Here is an 18,244-nt window from a genome sequence, read left to right on the forward strand (position 1 = left end):
CCCTCAATCATTTTTTAAAACTAACTGTGAAATGCACTCCACATGTGCCGTCTGCGGAAACATATCCACAGGCTGAATGCCATTTACTTTATATTTAGAACTCAGGACCGAAATATCCTTTGCCAACGTAGACGGATTACACGAAACATAAACCACTTTCTTCGGCTGGACTTTCAAAATCGTTTTTAACAGCTGCTGATCCAGTCCTGTTCTTGGCGGATCGACGATAACCACGTCCGGCTTCCATCCTTCTTTTGTCCATTTCGGAAGCCATTCTTCTGCCTTGCCGACCACGTATTGGGCATGTTTAATTCCATGGCGCGCCGCGTTTTTCTTAGCATCTTCAATGGATTCCCTGATGATATCCATGCCGCGGATTTCGGCTGCCTGATCGGCCACCCATAGTCCAATCGTTCCTACGCCACAGTATGCGTCAGCTACTTTTTCTTTGCCGGTTAAAGCCGCTGCTCTTTTAACTTCATTGTACAGCTTGACAGTCTGTTCCGGGTTCAGCTGGAAGAAGGTCCGTGCCGACAGTTCAAACTGAAGATCTCCAAGTGTCTCCTGGATAAAGTCGCTTCCATCCAGATTCATGGTTTCCTGCCCAAAAATAATGGAGGTTTTTTCACCGTTCACATTTTGAATGATCGACTTTACTTCAGGCAGCTCACTTTTAATTTTTTCGATTATGATCTCTTTCTTAGGAAGCTCTTTCTGAGCTGTAATTAATACAATCTGCAGCTCGCCTGTCTGAATCCCTACCCTGGCAACGATGGTTCTCACGATGCCTTTGCGGTTTCTCTCATTATAAATTGGGATTCGCAGATCCTGAAGAATCCGTTTCACAGTTTCTGTCGCCTTGGTTGTCTGTGGATGCTGGACTGCACAGTGCTCGATATTAATCAGGCGGTGCGAATTCATACCATATAAGCCGGCCAGCACTTTCCCATCTTTTTGGCCAACCTGGAATTGGCTTTTATTTCTATATCTCCATGGATCTTCCATTCCAATGGTTTCTTTTATATCAAGCTTTTCAGGATTCAGCTTTGTGTGTCTTTCTAAAGATTGAATGATGATATCCCGCTTTTCCTTCAGCTGCTGATCATAGCGGAGATGCTGCAGCTGGCAGCCGCCGCACTCATGATAGACCGGGCATGGGGGCTGGACACGGAACTCCGATTTTTTTCGGATTTTCTTGATTTTGGCTTCTGAAAACTTTGGGTTTACCTTTGTTGCTTCTGCTACAATTTCCTCGCCTGGCAATGCCCCCGGGACAAATACAACCTGCCTTTTAAAATATCCGACACCTTCACCGTTAATGCCAAGCCTTTTGATTGTCAGCGGGAATGTCTGCTTTAGTTTTAATTTAGCTGTTTGTTCTTGTTTCATGATTCTTCATCACTCCAAATTACTCGATGCTTCTCCACAAATAAAGAGAGGCATAGCTCAAATAAGGATCCCAGCTCTTCGAAAATGTCTCCATTTCCTCGAAAGTCGGTTTCACTTCTAATTTATATAATTTTTTCAACGCATTCTGAATGCCGATATCTGCCATCGGAAAAAGATTTGGCCGGCCAAGACCGAACATTAAAAAGTTCTGAACCGTCCACGGACCAACACCGCGCAATTTGATTAGTTTATCATAAATTTCTTCATCTGAAAGGTTTTTAAGCTCATCAAAGTTTAAATTTCCGGCAGCTGTCTCTTTTGCTATGCCGATAACATATTCAGCCTTGCGTCCGCTGAATTGCAGTTCTCTTAGGTCATCCACTGTCAGTTCTGCAACTTTTTCAGGCAGCGGATAGAACCACACACCCTCTTTTTCAAAGCCAAATGTTTTCACAAACCGTTCTGTTAGTGTGTGTGCAAACGCAAGATTCAGCTGCTGGTGAATAATGCATTTCAGGATACAGCCATACGGAGCAAAATCGAGCACAATAGGCGTTCCATAATGCGCTTCAAAGATCGGCTGTAATTCTGTGTTTTGAAAATGCCTGTGAATGGTCTCAAGCGGCAGATGCCATTGGAAAATTTCCGATAGGCGCTCGGCTGCCTTTTCTTTGAGGGGGCCCTCCGTTCCGGAAATTAAAAATTCCGGCTGTTCCGTCGTTCCGATTGCCTTTACTACGGCTACAACCGGCTGATGGTTGAGCAGCAATGGCACTTTCACAAACCTTTCCTCTATATTAACCTGATTAAGAGGGTCGTTTGAAAGCCTGTCCAGTACCAGATCAAAATTATAAGGTCCTTCTACTTGCATCTTTTCCAAGAAGAATCCGTCCTTTATCATTTTCCCCGATTATAGCATTTTTTGCTGTTATTTTTACTAAAATTATTCGCCTAAGCAAAAATAGACCCTGAAGAACAGGGTCTATTTCATGCAGAAATTGGGATTTGGCTTTTTTACCGGCCGTAATGGGGGATTTACCGGCCAAGCACCACTTAGGCATGCCACTCCGAAATTTTTATCAGCCAATCCAAATCAGTACAGCATCCGCTCCCCAATCGCCTGCTCCCATGTCAAGTCGTCAAGACTTTTAAAAGTATACCCTCGTTTTTTCAGATCCTGTATGGCTTTTTCAAGTGCATCTGCATTATCCTTTGATACAGTGTGCAGCAGGAGGATACTGCCCGGGTGAATCTGGCGCATAATATTGTCGTAGGAATACTGCCAGCCCTTCTGCCGATCAGTGTACCAGTCCACAAAAGCCAATGACCAGAATACGTGAGTATAGCCTTCCTTTTTAGCTAGTGCCAGTGTACGCTCACTGAATATTCCGCGCGGCGGCCGCAAATAGGCCATATGCTTAACACCTGTCAGCTTTTCGGTTTCAGCACGGACCATTTCAAGCTCTTTGGTAAATTTCTCATCGCTCACTCTTGTCATATCAGGGTGATGCCAGGAGTGGTTTCCAATAATATGGCCTTCTGCCGCCATCCTTTTGACGAGCTCCGGGGCGCTTTTTAAATAATGGCCTGTTACAAAAAAGGCAGCTGGGACATTTTCCTTTTTCAGAACGTCCAGAACCTGTCCGGTATAGCCATTTTCATATCCATTATCAAATGTTAAATAGATCTCCTTTTTGCTTGGATCGCCTTTATAAAAGGATCCATGTCTCTCAAGCAGTGCATCAAGCGGCTTGCCTGCTTCGGCAGGCATCTCATTTTTAGCTTTTTTAAATCCCCAGTGCAGGGGAGAATTGCCGTAGTTTGCATAAGCTGTTCCGGAAAAAAACAAAATAAAAACACTCAGGAAGATACTTATTTTTTTCATCTGAGCTCCTCCAATATTTTTTATTAGTGTTTGTGAATGAAACAAAATCATTCACAGGGCTCATTGGCAAAAAATTGCACATAAAAAGAGAGGCCGCAGACAGCCTCTCTCCCTGTTCATCTATTAGAATACACGCTCTTTGAATTGAGCCAGCTTCTCAAGTGAAGATTTATCTACATCACTATGAAGACTGTTTCCATGAGAATCCATCGTCACAACTGCAGTAAAGCCTTCAACCTTCAAATGCCACATCGCTTCTGGAATACCGAATTCCATTAGGTCCACACCTTCAACAGACTTGATGCAGTCAGCATAATACTGTGCTGCTCCGCCGATTGCATTTAGGTAAACGCCGCCATGTTCCTGAAGTGCAGCAAGCGTTTTTGGACCCATTCCGCCTTTTCCAATAACCGCACGGATGCCAAACTTTTTCATGATATCGCCCTGATAAGGCTCTTCACGAATACTTGTGGTCGGACCGGCTGCTTTCACATGCCACTTGCCGTCTTCATCTTTCATCATAACAGGTCCGCAGTGGTAAATGACCTGTCCATTCAGATCCACTGGTGCATCATGGTCCATGAGATGATGATGGATCGCATCTCTGCCCGTGTACATCATGCCATTGATTTGAACGACATCACCGACTTTAAGGCTGCGGATCTGTTCTTCAGTGATCGGCGCCTGCAAAGTAACGATGTTTGTTTGCTCAGCTGTCTCCGCTGCTGCCGCAGTTTCAAGTTCAGCTTCAGATGCGCCAAAGTCGATGTGCTCGCCTTCCTGGTACATCCAATCATTGATTTCGCCAGTTTCCATGCTGACTGCTACGCCAAGGCGGCGGAACGCCCAGCAATTATAGGCAACAGATACGAAGAAACTTGCAGGAATTCGGTTCATAACCCCGACTTTACAGCCAAGAAGAGTGGTTTCTCCGCCGAAGCCCATGGTTCCGATGCCCAGCTCATTGGCATTCTCCATCACATAATCTTCAAGCTTGCGAAGATCTTCATTAGGGTTCACATCATCGACAGAACGGAACAGCTGCTCTTTCGCCAGGTCATAGCCTGAAGAGCGGTCCCCCCCGATGCCGACACCGATGAAACCGGCGCTGCAGCCCTGTCCCTGCGCCTGGTAGACAGAATGCATAATGCACTTGCGGATTCCATCCAGGTCACGGCCAGCACGGCCAAGGCCTTCAAGTTCACATGGAAGGCTGTATTGGATATTTTTATTTTCACAGCCGCCGCCTTTTAAAATTAAGCGTGCATCGATATAATCCTTTTCCCATTGCTCAAATTTAATAACAGGAGTGCCAAAGCCAAGATTATCCCCGCTGTTGGCTCCTGTCAGTGAGTCAACAGAGTTCGGGCGAAGCTTTCCGTCCTTCGTTGCCTGGGCAATTGCGTTCTTGATCGCTTCTTTCATGACCAGCTGGTTAGCACCAACAGGCGTCTTAATTTTGAATGTCGGCAATCCGGTATCCTGGCAGATTGGCGACACATTATCATCAGCCATTTTAATATTATTTGTGATAGTATCCAGGCTCATCGCTGCTCTCGTGCCAGCATTCTCTCTTTCTTTCGCTGATTTAATCGCTCGGCGTACATCACGCGGAAGATTTGTGGATGTCTCAACAATCAGCTGATACATGCTTTCCTGAAATTTGTCGATATTCATTGCTTTAGTCCCCTTCCCTTTGCTCCCTATATGCATATATCTTTAATAAAAATTTTAATTGATAATCGTCTACCATTATACTCCTAACTGAAGTGTATTTAAAGACTAAGGTTGCAATCGTTTACAGGATGAAAGGGAGGTATATGCGGGATTAATTGCCATTTTTCTTAGGACTCCGCCTCTTTGGGCATTATTCGTCCGGATTTATTACCATTTCTCTCTGGTCTCCACCCTTTTGGGCACTATTCCTCTAGATTAACGACCATTTCTCTCAGCACTCAGCCATTTTCGGCACTATTCCTTCCATTCCCACGGGAACCCGGCGTTTCGGCGCAGCCCGCTGAAACTAACCGCCATCAGTTCCAAATCCCCATAAAAAAAGAGCCCTCAGGCTCCTATTTTTAATCGCGGTTATTAAATTCACGGCATTTTGATTCGAGTTCATCGATCATTTCGATCAGACGGTCGATATCCTCGATTTCAGTGTCTTCCGGCTCAATAGCATCCAGTACGTCCAGAAACATATTTAAGCGCTGTTTTAGAAAAGTAACCTGTGAATTTTTATCTTGAATCGGACTGCCCAAAACGTTCTCTCCTTTCGTCTCGATTACATCCTACAGGAAAACTGCTATTTCAGCAAATAGTGGTTTTATTTAGTATACCCATCTTGGCAATCCCAGCAACATGGAAACTGATTCAAATCATCTGTTTACAGTCTTCCTTTAAAAGGAATAGAAACTATACAGAGAGGAGGAAAAGGATGATTTTTTCCAGCTGGCAGGATATATGGAGAGTTCTCTCTATTGGCGCTATGAGTTATATCTTCCTGGTTTTATTCCTGAGGATATCGGGAAAACGAACCTTAACCAAAATGAATGCTTTTGATTTAGTGGTTACCGTTGCCATCGGGTCTACACTTGCCACTATCTTCCTTAACAAGCAGGTTTCACTTGCCGAAGGTCTGACTGCTTATGTTCTATTGATCGGCCTGCAGTATATTGTGGCCTGGCTATCTCTTCATTCAGCCAAATTCAATACATTCATAAAAGCCAGCCCTCACCTTCTTTTTTATAAAGGGCATTACATTGATTCGGCACTAAAAGAGAACAGAGTTATACGATCAGAAGTTTTGCAGGCTGTCCGTTCCAGCGGCCATTCCACGATGGACGAAATTGAAGCGGTTGTGTTTGAGCCAGACGGCAGCATGTCAGTCATTCAAAGGACCAGTTCAAACAGCACAATGAGCACCCTTTCAGATATTGGCCAAAAGAAAAGCTGATGCCAAACCGGCATCAGCTCTTTAATTGCTCCTCTGTAATTCCTGCTGCTTTCCCTTCACGGCTGGAGTCAGCCGCTCCATATAAACGGCCCTTCTCCCGATCAATCTGGATAGCCTGAACATTTCCGATCCGGCTTGGCTTATCTCCAAATTCGAATCCCATGAATTCCATTTCTCCCTTGGATTTCATGCTTATGCCCGGTTCCCATTCAATTAGCGGGCCTGTTGTGGCAAAAATCCTGGGCTCTTCAATGGCTTCCTTTAAATTCATATCATGATCAATAATATTCACGATCGTCTGAAAAACCGAGCCAATAATTGTTGGACCTCCTGGAGAGCCAAGGGTCAGAACAGGCTGATCATCCTTGAACAAAATGGTCGGGCTTTTACAGCTGACCGGCCTTTTATCCGGTTTTGGCTCATTGACGCCGCCCGGATTGGCATCAAAGTCTGTCAGTTCATTGTTTAATAAGAAGCCGTAGCCTTTCACCATAATTCCAGATCCAAATGGATGCTCAACGGTCGATGTACACGCTGCAATATTGCCCCATTGGTCAATTACCGTGAAATGGGTGGTTTCACTTTTTTCTAAATCATCCGGCTGGCGGATAATCTGCTTTGGTTCCCCCTCTTGATAATTCCATGGGTTCCCAAAATCGATTGCATCATTTCTTCTTTTAAAATTAATGGCTTTTACCCTTTCAGCTATATAATCATCATGAAGCAGCCCTTCAATTGGCAGATCTGTAAATTCAGGATCACCTGAATAGGCAACCTTGTCTGCAAAAGCCAATCGCATGGCTTCCGTAATCAGATAATACTTCTCCCAGGACTTTGAATCATATTGGCTCAAATTAAACTTCTCCAGGATTTTCAGAATCTGGATGACCGTCACACCGCCTGCACTCGGAGGAGCTGATGAAGCGATCTTATAGCCTTTGTATTCTCCCCAAATAGGCTCATCGATCGTCAGACGGTAATTCTTAAGGTCCTCAAGTGTCATAAAGCCGCCTTCTTCTTTAAGGCACTTTACAATGGCTTCGGCAATCTCTCCCTCATAAAAAGAAGAAATTCCTTCTTTTTGAAGGATGCGAAATGTCTTCGCTAAATGCTCCTTTACAAGGCTGTCACCAGACTTAAGAGTTTTGCCTTCCGGAAAATAAAACGCTTTGGCTTCCTCACCAAGTCTGTAATGAAAGTTCTGAAGAGCTTCCTCCAGTACCCAGTTCACTTCCACACCGCTTTCCGCTGCTTCGATTGCCGGCTGGATCAGATCGGCTAATGGTTTGGATCCATGTTCCTCAAGTGCTCTTTCAAAAGCTTTTAAGATACCCGGAATGCCTACTGCAGACCCATGCGTAGAGCGTTTGCGGAAGTCGATTACTTCTCCGTTGTCATCCAGAAACATTTCGGGATGAACGCCCTTTGGAGCCCGAGTGTGGCCATCAAATATTTTTACATCTTTTTTCTTATTATCATAAACCATTAAAAATCCGCTTCCGCCAATACCTGTCATCATCGGCTCTACTACATTTAAAGCAAATTGGATGGCCGCTGCAGCATCCACTGCATTGCCGCCATCCCGCAATATTTTTTCTCCTATATCTGTAGCAACCGAATGAGGACTCACTACCATCCCCTTGGTTCCAACAGCTGTTTCTCTTTCATGAGATTGTTTTTCCATATCGTTTGATAATGATTTCCCTCGTCTATACCCCATAAATGTAACCTCCAAAAAATGTCCTATACCTGTATATAAGGGTTACCCCGTCTCCGTATATCTAAAACAACCATCATTAGGAAATAAAGCCAATTAAACATCCTCCACTCATACGAGCAGAGGATGTTTAATATCATTCATTAAAGGTTATTGCTGTTCTTTTGAGTCCCGGGACTGTAAGTGACTGCACTTTCACTGCGCTCTGTCGGAAAAGCAGTATCAGTGCCGCTGGCTGAGCCTGCAGACTGATAGTTTGAGCCCGATGAAGCTCCGCCGCTTCCTACAGGGCTTTCCATTAATTCTGAACCTGCGTCTTTTACTTTTGATCCGATATCAGCCAGTTCGCTTTTTGCTTCCTTTGCTGTTGACATAGCATCGCTAGAGACCTCTTTTACCATGTCCATATTGCCGAAGACATCTTCATTAACACGCTGATATAAACTCTGTGCGTCTTTGATGGCATCTTTCAGGGTATTGGAAGCACTCTTAAATTGGTTAATCATCGTTTCTTTTACTTCACCGGGATTTTCCTTCACTTCTGAAATAAGGCTTGCTGATGAATCCTTAAGATCCATTGCCTTTGTTTTCACTTTTGTTCTGGTTGTACTGTCAAGCATGGCCAAGGCTCCGCCGATAATGCCGCCAATGACAATGCCCTTCATCAGCTTGCTGTTCTGTGAATTATCCTGATCATAAGCCGTATTCATTCCTTGTCCATAATCAGTGCTCAAAGTATTTGTGGTATTATACGAGTTATTCTGTTCCATGTTAAATCCTCCTCTTATTATTAAAAATGTTTCGTCTGTGATATTGGATTAATTCCCGCATGAGGAGAAAATAAACGTTCTAATCCTAATTTTAGTCTAAACTATCGATTGACAAGGGGTTCCAAAGATTTAATAATGACAAAGGACTTAGATTTAAAAGGAGATTTATATGAAAACACAACTTTCACCTATAACACCGGAATATGATCCATGGGAAGCTTATTCCGACATCGATCAGCACGGAAAAATGGTGCTTTCAAATATTGAATTTACAACCACTGTATTATGTAATATGCGCTGCGAACACTGCGCAGTCGGATATACCCTTCAGCCTAAGGACCCTCTTGCACTGCCTATCGACTTGCTTTTGAAAAGGCTGGATGAAATCCCCCTTCTAAGATCACTGAGCATCACAGGCGGAGAGCCGATGCTTTCAAAAAAATCGGTTGAAAATTATGTTGTGCCCCTGCTTCGCTATGCACACAACAGAGGGGTCAGAACTCAGATTAATTCAAATCTGACACTGGAGTTAGCCCGTTATGAAGAAATTATTCCTTATTTGGATGTCCTTCATATTTCGCATAACTGGGGAACGGAGGAAGACTTTATTGAAGGCGGCTTTGCGATGATGGAACGAAAGCCGACAATAGAGCAGCGCCAGCGTCTTTTTTACCGAATGATTAAAAACAGCAGGGAGCTCGTAAAAGCAGGAGTGATGGTTTCGGCTGAGACCATGCTCAACAAACGGACATTGCCTTATCTTGAGAAAATCCATAAACAAATTACAGAGGAAATGAACTGTCAGCGCCATGAGGTCCATCCTATGTACCCATCCGATTTCGCCTCTTCGCTGGAAACACTAACTCTAAAAGAAATGAGATCAGCCATCCATCATTTATTGGATATCCGAAATGAAGATACATGGATGCTGTTTGGCACCCTGCCATTCTATGCTTGCAGCAGCGACAAGGAAGACCTGGAGCTTCTAAGAAGACTGCACGCAGCTAAAAATGTGACTGTCCGCAATGATCCAGACGGAAGATCACGTTTAAATGTTAATATTTTCACTGGCGATGTCATTGTCACTGACTTTGGTGATACACCGCCGCTTGGGAATATCCAGACCGATCAGCTTGAGGATATTTATCAGAAATGGAGCAGAACAGAACTCGCCGATTCACTGAACTGTCATTGTTCGGCTGTTAAGTGCCTTGGCCCTAACGTTCTTGTGAAGAACAGCTATTATAAAGAAACAGATTTTAAGACAAGACGTACAAATATCTAAAAAAGAGCCAGCCCGCATGTTGGGCTGGCATTGTTTTTGCAAAAATAGTAAATGTTGAACGCGCTCCTTGGTACTTCTAATTATTTTGGCCTTTCTGAAACAACAAACCCAAAGGTCACATGGTCCTGAATCGGAATCCAGGCACCTATTCCCTGGGAGGTAACATTTTTAATGACAATCATTTTTTTGCTGCCTTTCAGCATTAAATACACTTCTCCATACGTGACTTTCCCCTTTTCGTTGATAGCTGGGGCATAGCCGTATAGATAGCCTAATCTTTTAGGCGGGATATTATAGATATGGTCCTTTTTGGTGCCCGCGCCTATAATTGTTTCAAAGGCTAGAGGCAGACCTGACTTCTCCATGGCTTTCAGAAGCATCATCTTTTTAACATCCTCAGCATTGGGAACCTTGGCAGTCAGACCTCCGCGGACAACCTTTTGGGCTTCCTGCACATAATGAATCTGATATGGTGCCTTGCCGCCCCGGTTATCAAAATAATTTGTGTTAATCCTCTGGTATTCCCAATTTGGAGAGGTTTCGGCAGACTGATAATTTAACGGCCATTGACCGAGGTAGACGATCGCTCTATAGCCAAGCGCAAACGGTGTACTGCTGACAGATGTTTCATTCAGCATCCGGATAAGATCCGGATTTTCGATAGGAACCTTTGATGAATCAATCAGCTGCTGGGTTAATTCACTGGGCTGAAGCGTCGGCATATCCTGTGCAGGGTTCGGATACGTATTTTCCTTCGTTACATTCAGCACAGAATTAGGGACAACAATAGCCTTTGGCTGCTGTTTTGCCGATTTCTCAGCCCCTTTCTGCGCTTCTGCAGCCGGATGAATTGACAGCATTAATATAAGACCTAAAAAAAGAATGCTTACGTATTTTTTCATGGTGTCTTTCTCCTTTCAAGTCACAATCTTTTTAGGTTGATCTTAGTTTTTTCGGAGTAAGGGGATATTATCCCTCCCATGAAAAATAAGGCTTGTTTATGAAAAATTTAATTTTGTAATGAAAATGTAAAAATCAGAATATTTACAAATATCAAATAACAATTTATAATAAGATTACTAAATTAAAGGAGGGCAGTGGAAGTCAACCCCACTATTATGTCAAAGGAGGAGAATCGTTTTTTTGTTAAGTCATCTGCAAGACAGTAATGATCAAACATCATCATGAAGGTTGGTGATCAATGACTGAAAGCGAACAGAACATTCTCTGAAAGAACATAATCCTTTAAAAAAGTACTTAAATACCCATATAAATAACCGGCCCTGAGATTTTTTCAGAGCCGGTTTTCTGTTTGCTATAAAAGATAAAATCCGATTCCCATGATCACGTAAGCTGCCAGCAGAGTGGCTCCTTCAAACCAGTTGGTTTCTCCATCATTGCCAATGACAACCATCAGCAGGACGGCCGTAACCATGGCAATCAGCTCAGGTAATGTAAAAACAAGCGGCATGGCTGTCGGGAACAGAAGCGAAAGCAGTACCAGGACTGGCGCGACAAACATCGCAACCTGGAGGGTGGAACCTACTGCAATTTCAACAGCAATATCCATCTTATTTTTATAAGCCATAATTATAGCCGAAGCATGCTCTGCCGCATTTCCGACAATTGCCACAATGACTACCCCAATAAACAGTTCTGACCAGCCAAACGTTTCTCCAACTTCTTCGAAGGTATGAACCAGATTCTCTGATACATAAGCAACAGCAATAGTGGAAATGGCAAGTACAGCAATGGCTTTCCCTTTGCTCCACTCCGGGATTTCCTCCTCATGTGAGCCCCGTTCTTCTTCTGTTGATTGATAGACGCCCCGGTGGGTGACCAGTTTGAAGAACAAGGCAGCTAAATACAAAGCGATTAAAATGACAGAAATGCCGATGCTGAACGTGATCGTCTCCGCTTCGTCCATGGTCATTGAAAAAACTTCAGGAATGACAAAGGCCACAATAACGGCAAACATCAGAAGTCCTGAATTGTGGCGGGCATCAAAGACATTAAAGCTTTGTCTCTTGAATTTCAGTCCGCCAATGAAAAAGGAAAGTCCTGCCACCAGCAGTAAATTCCCCAGTACGGATCCCGTCAGTGATGCGAGCACAACACTGATCAGACCTGCTTTTAAAGCGAAGATTGATATGATTAGTTCAACCGCATTTCCAAAGGTGGCATTCAGCAATCCGCCAATTCGGGGACCCGCTACTACTGCAAGACTTTCTGTCGCCCTTCCCATATAGCTGGCCAGTGCAATAATAGTGATGCAGTAGATCGCAAACAGCAAGATATTGGACCAGTGCATCAATGTACCGATGACAGACAGCGGCACACCTGCAAATGCCAATACCATGAACACTTTATTAGTCATATTGGCTACTCCTTCCCTTCTTAATATTTTTTAGTATTGCCTGCACTTTCCTGCCTATGTGATTATATGCAAGGAGTTTATGTAAAACGTACTTTCTCTTTAGCCATTTTAGGGGAAAGTCAAACTTGGAGGATACGGAGGGCGACTGGATATAAACCGATATCTAACTTCAGAACCTTTTATAAAGAGGCTCTTTTCATATAGATTCTTGTTTTTCACTTTTCAATGTTGACCGTTGATTGCAGCGAAGGGATGCTCAAGCGTTCTGAGGGGCAGGCGGTGAGCCTCCTCGGCGCTACGCGTCTGCGAGGTCTCACCTGTCCCGCTACTCGCTGGGCATTGAATAAATGTTAGCGTGAACGGCCTCAATCGAGCGGTTTGAGACCGTTTGTGGCAGAAAATGTCATCGTAAACAGCCACAATCGAGGGGATTAGTACCGTTCGTGGCGAGTTTTCCCGAGTACGCACCGCAGAAGAAACTGCGCATGCATTTTCGAGGATCTCGCACCTTCCGCTCCAATCAACTCAGTAAATATAATACAAAAAGCTGCCGTCTAAACAGCAGCCTTCTGCATTACTTTATCGCATCTTTTGCTAATGCCTGAATGGTCATATCATCCATCGGCGGGTTATGCAGGCCGGCACGTACATCCCTGTAATAGCGCTGGAGCGGATTTTGTGCTGATAAACTGCGTGCACCTGCCACACGCATGGCCAGATCGACTACTGTAATGGCCGCGTTGGTTACAGCGAGCTTAACCGCTCCCAATTCAGGCTGCATTCCGCTTCTCGTTTCGCCGCTGGCTTCATCCCATTTATTTGCAACCGAATAGAGGAAATGACGCGCCCTCATGAGTTCAAATTCCATCTCGCCAACCTTTTGCTGAACATTGGGCAAGTCAATAATGGCACCGCTTATACTGTTCGGGGAATAATCCTTCGCAAAGCTAATGGCATAATTCTGTGCCGCCTGAGCAATGCCCAAATAACAGGCCGGAATGTGGAGAAGCCAGCCGGCTGCACCTTTTTTGCCTGGCTGAAACATCTCGACAAGTGCATCCTCCTTAACCTTTACATTTTTTAAAAGAAGGTCATGGCTGCCTGTTCCTCTCATTGCAATGCTGTCCCATGTTTCCACAATCTCAAGGCCGGAGGAGTTTCTCGGAATTAAAAAGTTTCCTATTTCCCCGCTTTCTTCAATCGCTGCACTCACATTGAAGTAATCCAGCACAGGGGCCATGGTGGTAAAGCTTTTCCGGCCATTAATAATCCAGGAGTCCCCTTCTTTTCGTGCAGAGGTAACCGGCTTGCCTCCCCTTGTAGGGCTGCCCGTCTGCAATTCTGTTGCACAGTTATTCATTAAAGCACCCTTTTTTACTTCTTCACACAGGTTCTTAAATACCTCTTCATCCCAGTTGTTTTTCTCGCCAAGGCTTTTGATAATCCCCATATGCCACCCAATGGACAGGGCGGTGGAGCCATCTCCTTCTGCGATCTTCTCCTGGAGCTTCAGAAATTCAGAAAGGGAAATTTCTGCGCCTCCGTATCGTTTAGGGACGGTCAAGGAGGTGTAGCCGGATTCTTTTAGTTCATTAATATTCTCAAACGGAAACAGGCCTTCTTCATCGTTTTTGGCTGCTCTTGATAAGAAATTTTGTGAGAGCTCTTCCATGAGCCTGATTCTTTCTTCGGTGGTTTGCAAGTCTTGGAATTTCAATGCGGGGCACCTCGTTTCTGCTTCAATTCTTATTATTTTTATAGGAATTATTATACTATTATTCTACTGCCTTTAACAAAAAACAAGGAAGAGGCATCCCCCTTCCCTGTCCGCATGTTAAATAAGTTCAAATGTCTCTTCTATTTCAATGCTTTCTTCCACTGAGCGCACCATTGAACAGTTCTTTCTGGTCAATTCCATTGCCTTGTGGAGCTTCGCCTCATTTAGGTCCGTTCCTTTTATGATGAAATGAATCTGTACCTTTTCCACCCGGTCAGCCTTTTCAGGATTTCTTTCAACTCTTGTTTTTATTTTAATGTCTTCAAACTCCATGCGCATTTTTTTCATGATTTTCCTCAGAACACCGCCGCTGCACACAGCCAGCGAAGCGACAAGCAGCTGGTACGGCCTGAAGCCATACTCTTCATCTCCTGCCACCTCCAAACGCCCAAATGGCAAATCGGTATAGAAGCCAACTTCTTCCTTCATTTTAAATTCCATGGTATTCGCCCCTTTTTATCTTATTATTAGTAGAGATTACACTAATTCTCTTGCAAACAAAATTATTTTGACCATAAACTTACTCTTGCCAAGATAACTTATTCCCGATACCATCATTTAGGAGACGATACTATTTCACGTCAGAAAAAGAGGTTTTTTTATGAATAAAGAAACAATGCGTTTTTGGATTCTCATCAGCATTGTGGCCATTTCAGGCTTCAGCCAGGGAATGCTGCTGCCGCTGATTGCGATTATTTTTGAAAATGACGGCATTTCCTCAAGCTTGAATGGTCTAAATGCAACAGGTTTATATATCGGAATCCTGCTTATTTCACCTTTTATGGAATATCCATTGCGAAAATACGGCTACAAGCCGGTCATTATCCTTGGCGGATTATTAGTTGTTGTATCTCTCATGCTTTTTCCGCTCTGGAAATCTTTTTGGTTTTGGTTTGTGCTGCGTCTGCTTATCGGAATCGGCGACCATGCCCTGCATTTCGGAACGCAAACATGGATCACCTCCTTTTCTCCGGAAAACAAACGCGGCCGGAATATCTCCCTGTACGGACTTTTCTTCGGAGTTGGGTTTGCTGTAGGACCGTTAATGGCACCGCTTGTAAAAGTAAATGAAACGATGCCGTTTATTATTTCATCCATTCTATGTCTAATTGCCTGGCTGTTTTTATTCACATTGAAAAATGACTTCCCGGAGCAGTCCATCGAAATTAACTCTTTCAGAGAAACCATGAAGCGTTTTTCAAAAGCCGCAAAATATGGCTGGGTAGCCTTCCTGCCGGCATTGGGATATGGATTTCTTGAAGCTTCATTGAACGGCAGCTTTCCCATCTATGGCCTGCGCATTGGGCTGGAGGTTTCAAGCGTTTCCCTGCTTCTGACTTCATTTGCAATTGGGGGCATCCTATTCCAGCTTCCTTTAGGTATCATGAGTGATAAGTTCGGAAGACGCCATGTACTAATGAGTGTCCTTTTTATCGGATTTTTAAGCTTTGTCGCAGCAAGCATGCTCGAGGAAATAGTGCTTGCTCTGACGATTTGCCTATTCATTGCAGGCATGGCCGTCGGATCCACCTTTTCACTCGGCATCACCTATATGGCAGACTTAATGCCAAAGAACTTGCTTCCGACAGGCAACCTGCTTTGCGGTGTAGCTTTCAGCATCGGAAGCCTGATTGGCCCTTATTTCGGCGGCCTTTTCATTGAATTATTCAAGACGATCAGCTTTTTCAACATTATCAGTGTGATGCTATTGATGATCTTTGGTGCCGTCACCTTATTTGGGAATAAGGGTCAGGTGCTGGAGAAAAGCCAGTCATTTTAATTTTCATGTAACTGTTTCGCTTTTCTTTTCATAGGGTATATAGTAAAATAAATGTAATAGAATACAATAATTGCATAATGCTAGCTGCATTACTGATTTTAACGCTGTCACCTATTTGGTGGCAGCTTTCGTTGTTTTTTAGGGGTATTGAATGTGATTATTCTTCTCAATAAGACAATTGAAAAAATAGTAAATTTATATTTTAGGAGGACAAATGATGAGTATGGAGGCAAAGGCTCTGCTTAACAATAGCCCAGGATCCCAAGAAAATCTTTTAGAAAAAATGAAACCCCATGCTGAATTAATTGCCGCCCTTCTAAGCGGTGTATTGATTTTAACAGGCTGGCTGCTGGACCGAAACGGAATGGAAGCTGGTTCAATCGCTGCTTACCTGCTGGCTTTTGTGATCGGCGGCTTTGCGAAAGCAAAAGAAGGCATCGAAGAAACCATTGAGAATAAAGAATTGAATGTTGAAATGCTGATGATCTTCGCTGCAATCGGCTCAGCAATTATCGGCTATTGGACAGAAGGCGCTATCCTGATATTTATTTTCGCAGTCAGCGGCGCTTTGGAGACCTACACCATGAACAAAAGCCATAAAGAAATCTCTTCCCTAATGGAATTGCAGCCGGAAGAAGCACTGAGAATTACGGATGGGTCAGAGGAACGTGTACATGTCTCAGCGCTTGAAATCGGGGATTTAATCCTTGTAAAGCCGGGTGAACGGGTCCCCTCTGATGGAACGATTGTAAAAGGCCTATCATCGCTGGATGAAGCTGCTATAACGGGTGAGTCTCTGCCCGTTTCCAAAGGGGCAGATGACCAGGTATTTGCAGGGACAGTGAATTTGAACGGATCGATTACAGTTGAAATAACAAAACCGAATAACGAAACCCTTTTTCAAAAAATTATTGAGCTGGTGCAATCCGCTCAAAGCGAGAAATCCCCTTCACAGCTTTTCATTGAAAAATTTGAAGGTACTTATGTCAAAATTGTTTTGGCTGTTGTGTTTCTTATGATGTTTGCTCCACACTTTCTGTTGGGATGGAGCTGGACAGAAACCTTTTACAGGGCCATGATCCTTCTTGTTGTGGCATCACCTTGTGCCCTTGTCGCATCGATTATGCCTGCGACTTTGTCCGCCATTTCAAATGGCGCGAGACACGGCATCCTTTTTAAAGGCGGTGTGCACCTTGAGAACCTGAGTCATCTTAAGGCGATTGCCTTTGACAAAACCGGTACACTGACAAAAGGTAAGCCGGAAGTTACCGATGTAGTGGTTGTGGATGGGCTTTCCAAAGAAGAACTGCTTCTAAAGGTGGCCTCCATCGAGAGCCATTCAAACCATCCTCTTGCTAATGCCATCGTCAAGCATGCAAAGAAGGAACTCTCTGAGCCCCTAATCCGTCCGGAAAGCATTGAAGATGTAGCGGGTTATGGTGTGAAAGCTAAGGTTCATCAGGATGAATGGAAAATCGGCAAAGCCTCTTTTGTCGGTAATACAGAGGCAAATGCATTTGCAGACGGAGCAGCCGACCGCATGGCAAGCGAAGGAAAAACCGTTGTGTTTGTACAGAAAAACGATGAAGTCATCGGTCTGATTTCCCTGAAGGATGTTGTCCGCGAGGAAACCAAACAGGCAATTGGCCTTTTAAAGAAACAGGGAATTTACACGATCATGCTGACTGGGGACAGCCAGACAACAGCAGCAGCGATTGCAGGCGAAAGCCATGTCAATGAACATATTGCTGAATGCCTGCCTGAAAACAAAGTCGAGCATTTGAAAAAGCTGAAAGAAAAATACATCAATGTTGCCATGGTTGGTGACGGAATTAACGATGCCCCTGCTCTGGCCACTGCCAATGTCGGAATTGCTATGGGCGAAGGAACAGATGTAGCACTTGAAACGGCTGATGTGGTTTTAATGAAAAATGACCTCCCCAAAATTGCAGAAGCCATTGAACTGTCAAGGCGGATGAATCGCATTATCAAACAGAATGTCATTTTCTCCATCACGGTAATTATGTTTTTAATTGCATCCAACTTCCTGCAGCTGCTTGACCTTCCATATGGAGTGATCGGCCATGAAGGGTCAACTATTTTAGTTATTTTAAACAGTCTGAGGCTGTTAAGATCATAAGGAAAGCCTGGGAATTCAAATTCCCAGGCTTTTTTATTAATTAGTGATAGCCGTTCTGCCCGTTAGCAGAACCGGATGTTTTTTGTTTTGGTTTGTTTTTGCCTTTTTGCTTCGTACCGCCATCTTTTTTCGTATGTTTTGTCATATCGATACCCTCCTGATGTATTC

The 18,244-nt window shown here is 43.9% G+C and carries 15 protein-coding genes; 4 read left to right on the forward strand and 11 right to left on the reverse strand.

The window, feature by feature from the left end; genetic code table 11:
- Positions 1 to 3: 3 nt before the first annotated feature.
- From rlmD to NSQ49_RS07595, 5 genes are all read right to left on the reverse strand, one after another.
- Complete coding sequence (gene rlmD, locus NSQ49_RS07575) at positions 4 to 1,389, reverse strand: 23S rRNA (uracil(1939)-C(5))-methyltransferase RlmD (protein ID WP_251283213.1); 1,386 nt, start codon at positions 1,387 to 1,389, stop codon at positions 4 to 6.
- Between the two features lie 19 nt (positions 1,390 to 1,408).
- On the reverse strand, positions 1,409 to 2,260 hold the full coding sequence (locus tag NSQ49_RS07580) for a DNA-3-methyladenine glycosylase family protein (protein WP_251283303.1): 852 nt from the start codon (positions 2,258 to 2,260) through the stop codon (positions 1,409 to 1,411).
- A 222-nt stretch (positions 2,261 to 2,482) separates the two neighbouring features.
- Positions 2,483 to 3,274, reverse strand: coding sequence for a delta-lactam-biosynthetic de-N-acetylase (gene pdaA, locus NSQ49_RS07585; RefSeq protein WP_251283214.1), 792 nt, complete (start codon positions 3,272 to 3,274; stop codon positions 2,483 to 2,485).
- Between the two features lie 123 nt (positions 3,275 to 3,397).
- Positions 3,398 to 4,951, reverse strand: a complete 1,554-nt coding sequence (locus NSQ49_RS07590; RefSeq protein WP_285868938.1) for a fumarate hydratase — start codon at positions 4,949 to 4,951, stop codon at positions 3,398 to 3,400.
- Between the two features lie 401 nt (positions 4,952 to 5,352).
- On the reverse strand, positions 5,353 to 5,535 hold the full coding sequence (locus NSQ49_RS07595; RefSeq protein WP_159861986.1) for an SE1561 family protein: 183 nt from the start codon (positions 5,533 to 5,535) through the stop codon (positions 5,353 to 5,355).
- Positions 5,536 to 5,711: 176 nt separating this feature from the next.
- On the opposite strand from NSQ49_RS07595, the gene NSQ49_RS07600 reads away from it, so the two are divergent.
- Positions 5,712 to 6,230, forward strand: coding sequence for a DUF421 domain-containing protein (locus NSQ49_RS07600; protein ID WP_251283215.1), 519 nt, complete (start codon positions 5,712 to 5,714; stop codon positions 6,228 to 6,230).
- A gap of 13 nt (positions 6,231 to 6,243) precedes the next feature.
- On the opposite strand, the gene ggt is transcribed toward NSQ49_RS07600, so the two are convergent.
- Positions 6,244 to 7,950 (reverse strand): gamma-glutamyltransferase, encoded by a 1,707-nt coding sequence (gene ggt / locus NSQ49_RS07605; RefSeq protein ID WP_251283216.1) that lies wholly within the window; start codon positions 7,948 to 7,950, stop codon positions 6,244 to 6,246.
- A 140-nt stretch (positions 7,951 to 8,090) separates the two neighbouring features.
- Entirely contained in the window at positions 8,091 to 8,717 is a 627-nt protein-coding gene (locus NSQ49_RS07610) for a hypothetical protein (protein WP_251283217.1), read from the reverse strand.
- 169 nt (positions 8,718 to 8,886) lie between these two features.
- On the opposite strand from NSQ49_RS07610, the gene yfkAB reads away from it, so the two are divergent.
- On the forward strand, positions 8,887 to 10,002 hold the full coding sequence (yfkAB, locus tag NSQ49_RS07615; RefSeq protein WP_285868943.1) for a radical SAM/CxCxxxxC motif protein YfkAB: 1,116 nt from the start codon (positions 8,887 to 8,889) through the stop codon (positions 10,000 to 10,002).
- Positions 10,003 to 10,082: 80 nt separating this feature from the next.
- Here yfkAB and NSQ49_RS07620 read toward each other — a convergent pair whose 3' ends face one another.
- The 4 genes from NSQ49_RS07620 to NSQ49_RS07635 form a co-directional block, all read right to left on the reverse strand.
- Positions 10,083 to 10,904 (reverse strand): YfkD famly protein, encoded by an 822-nt coding sequence (locus tag NSQ49_RS07620; protein WP_251283218.1) that lies wholly within the window; start codon positions 10,902 to 10,904, stop codon positions 10,083 to 10,085.
- Positions 10,905 to 11,317: 413 nt separating this feature from the next.
- Complete coding sequence (cax, locus tag NSQ49_RS07625) at positions 11,318 to 12,379, reverse strand: calcium/proton exchanger (protein ID WP_159861991.1); 1,062 nt, start codon at positions 12,377 to 12,379, stop codon at positions 11,318 to 11,320.
- A gap of 574 nt (positions 12,380 to 12,953) precedes the next feature.
- Entirely contained in the window at positions 12,954 to 14,096 is a 1,143-nt protein-coding gene (locus tag NSQ49_RS07630) for an acyl-CoA dehydrogenase family protein (protein WP_251283219.1), read from the reverse strand.
- 117 nt (positions 14,097 to 14,213) lie between these two features.
- Positions 14,214 to 14,597 carry an OsmC family protein gene (locus NSQ49_RS07635; RefSeq protein ID WP_159861993.1) on the reverse strand — a complete coding sequence of 128 codons (384 nt, stop codon included), beginning with the start codon at positions 14,595 to 14,597 and terminating at the stop codon, positions 14,214 to 14,216.
- Between the two features lie 160 nt (positions 14,598 to 14,757).
- Between NSQ49_RS07635 and NSQ49_RS07640 the strand changes: the two genes are divergently transcribed.
- Positions 14,758 to 15,936: an MFS transporter gene (locus tag NSQ49_RS07640; RefSeq protein ID WP_251283220.1), complete on the forward strand. Its 1,179-nt coding sequence runs from the start codon at positions 14,758 to 14,760 to the stop codon at positions 15,934 to 15,936.
- A 217-nt stretch (positions 15,937 to 16,153) separates the two neighbouring features.
- Positions 16,154 to 18,076, forward strand: coding sequence for a heavy metal translocating P-type ATPase (locus tag NSQ49_RS07645; protein ID WP_285869062.1), 1,923 nt, complete (start codon positions 16,154 to 16,156; stop codon positions 18,074 to 18,076).
- Positions 18,077 to 18,244 lie beyond the last annotated feature (168 nt).

The organism is Cytobacillus sp. FSL R5-0377, assembly GCF_038004385.1.
In the GTDB taxonomy this organism is placed as follows: Bacteria; Bacillota; Bacilli; order Bacillales; family Cytobacillaceae; genus Cytobacillus.

What these genes read in the sequence shown, in the direction of transcription:
- cax (WP_159861991.1), bottom strand. Translation starts at nt 12,379, where the DNA reads ATGACTAATAAAGTGTTCATGGTATTGGCATTTGCAGGTGTGCCGCTG.
- NSQ49_RS07640 (WP_251283220.1), top strand. Translation starts at nt 14,758, where the DNA reads ATGAATAAAGAAACAATGCGTTTTTGGATTCTCATCAGCATTGTGGCC.
- NSQ49_RS07645 (WP_285869062.1), top strand. Translation starts at nt 16,154, where the DNA reads ATGAGTATGGAGGCAAAGGCTCTGCTTAACAATAGCCCAGGATCCCAA.
- NSQ49_RS07600 (WP_251283215.1), top strand. Translation starts at nt 5,712, where the DNA reads ATGATTTTTTCCAGCTGGCAGGATATATGGAGAGTTCTCTCTATTGGC.
- ggt (WP_251283216.1), bottom strand. Translation starts at nt 7,950, where the DNA reads ATGGGGTATAGACGAGGGAAATCATTATCAAACGATATGGAAAAACAA.
- NSQ49_RS07635 (WP_159861993.1), bottom strand. Translation starts at nt 14,597, where the DNA reads ATGGAATTTAAAATGAAGGAAGAAGTTGGCTTCTATACCGATTTGCCA.
- NSQ49_RS07610 (WP_251283217.1), bottom strand. Translation starts at nt 8,717, where the DNA reads ATGGAACAGAATAACTCGTATAATACCACAAATACTTTGAGCACTGAT.
- yfkAB (WP_285868943.1), top strand. Translation starts at nt 8,887, where the DNA reads ATGAAAACACAACTTTCACCTATAACACCGGAATATGATCCATGGGAA.
- NSQ49_RS07590 (WP_285868938.1), bottom strand. Translation starts at nt 4,951, where the DNA reads ATGAATATCGACAAATTTCAGGAAAGCATGTATCAGCTGATTGTTGAG.
- NSQ49_RS07620 (WP_251283218.1), bottom strand. Translation starts at nt 10,904, where the DNA reads ATGAAAAAATACGTAAGCATTCTTTTTTTAGGTCTTATATTAATGCTG.
- pdaA (WP_251283214.1), bottom strand. Translation starts at nt 3,274, where the DNA reads ATGAAAAAAATAAGTATCTTCCTGAGTGTTTTTATTTTGTTTTTTTCC.
- NSQ49_RS07580 (WP_251283303.1), bottom strand. Translation starts at nt 2,260, where the DNA reads ATGCAAGTAGAAGGACCTTATAATTTTGATCTGGTACTGGACAGGCTT.
- rlmD (WP_251283213.1), bottom strand. Translation starts at nt 1,389, where the DNA reads ATGAAACAAGAACAAACAGCTAAATTAAAACTAAAGCAGACATTCCCG.